This is a genomic window from Salipiger sp. HF18 (assembly GCF_011806505.1).
Lineage (GTDB): Bacteria > Pseudomonadota > Alphaproteobacteria > Rhodobacterales > Rhodobacteraceae > Salipiger > Salipiger thiooxidans.
This window is the reverse complement of sequence record NZ_JAATOS010000766.1, coordinates 1-1,302: the sequence shown is the minus strand read 5'-3', so window position 1 is coordinate 1,302 and position 1,302 is coordinate 1. Positions and strand designations below refer to the sequence as shown.

Annotated in this window: 1 protein-coding gene; it reads left to right on the top strand. The window is 74.0% G+C overall.

Annotation, left to right across the window (positions count from 1 at the left end):
* Positions 1-180 precede the first annotated feature (180 nt).
* Positions 181-1,302: glycerate kinase (locus HC022_RS26730; RefSeq protein WP_167454398.1), on the top strand; the 1,122-nt coding region annotated here is incomplete at its 3' end.

The following is a 1,302-nucleotide window of genomic DNA, read 5'->3' as shown; positions in this document are numbered from 1 at the left end:
GGGCGGCGCGCGGGTCTGGATCATGGACCGCACCGGCCGACCGGGAGAGCGGCTGACCGCGGCACGTGAGATCCTCGAGTGGTACGGCTACGACCTTCGGCGACTCGACGGCAGCTGAGCGCGACAGGGCCGCGGCGCCACGGGGCGTGCGCGCGCGGCAGACAGAACATGGGAGAGCAGATGATGCAGGATCAACAGGCATTCCTCACCGGGCTGTTCGAAGCGGCGGTGGCCGCGGCGGACCCCGAGCAGGCGCTACGCAAGGCGCTGCCCGAGAAGCCGAAGGGGCGCACGGTGGTCATAGGCCTCGGCAAGGGCGCGGCGCAGCTCGCCGCCGCCTTCGAGACGCTCTGGGGCGAACCGGTCGAGGGCGTTGTGGTCACCCGCTACGGCTACGCCGCGCCCTGCACGCATTGCCGCGTGATGGAAGCCTCGCACCCGGTGCCCGACGCGGCGGGGCTCGAGGCCTCGGCGGCGCTCTTCGAGGCGGTCTCGGGGTTGACCGAGGACGATCTCGTGGTGGCGCTGGTCTGCGGCGGCGGCTCGGCGTTGCTGCCGGCCCCGCCCGAGGGGCTGACGCTCGAGGACGAGCAGGCGCTGAACCGCGCGCTGCTGGGCTCCGGCGCGCCGATCGGGGTGATGAACGCGATCCGCAAGCACGCGAGCCGGATCAAGGGCGGGCGGCTGGCCGCGGCCTGCGCGCCTGCCAGGGTGGTGAGCCTCATCGTCTCGGACGTGCCCGGCGACGACCCGGCGCAGGTGGCCTCGGGGCCGACCGTGCCCGACCGTGTGGACGCGGCTGCGGCGCTCGGGCTGATCGACGCCTGGGGCATCAAGCTGCCGGGCAAGGTGCTTGACCACATCCGCAGCGAGGCCTCGGCCGCCCCGATGCCCGACGATCCGGTCTTTGGCCGCAACGAGGTGCACGTGGTGGCTTCGGCCCGGCTGTCGCTCGAGGCGGCGGCGCAGAAGGCGGAAGCGGCGGGCATCCCGGCGGCGATCCTGTCCGACAGCGTCGAGGGAGAGGCCCGCGACGTGGGGCTGGTGCATGCCGCAATCGCCCGCGAGATCGCGGCACGCGGGCGGCCCTTCGCGGCGCCGGTGGTGCTGCTCTCGGGCGGCGAGACCACGGTGACCCTGCGCGGGGACGGCGGCCGCGGCGGGCGCAACACCGAGTTCCTGCTGGCCTTTGCCCATGCCATCGACGGGATTGAGGGCATCCACGCGCTCTCGGCCGACACCGACGGCATCGACGGCACCGAGGACAACGCCGGCGCCTTCGCCGACGGCACGGTGGCGGCC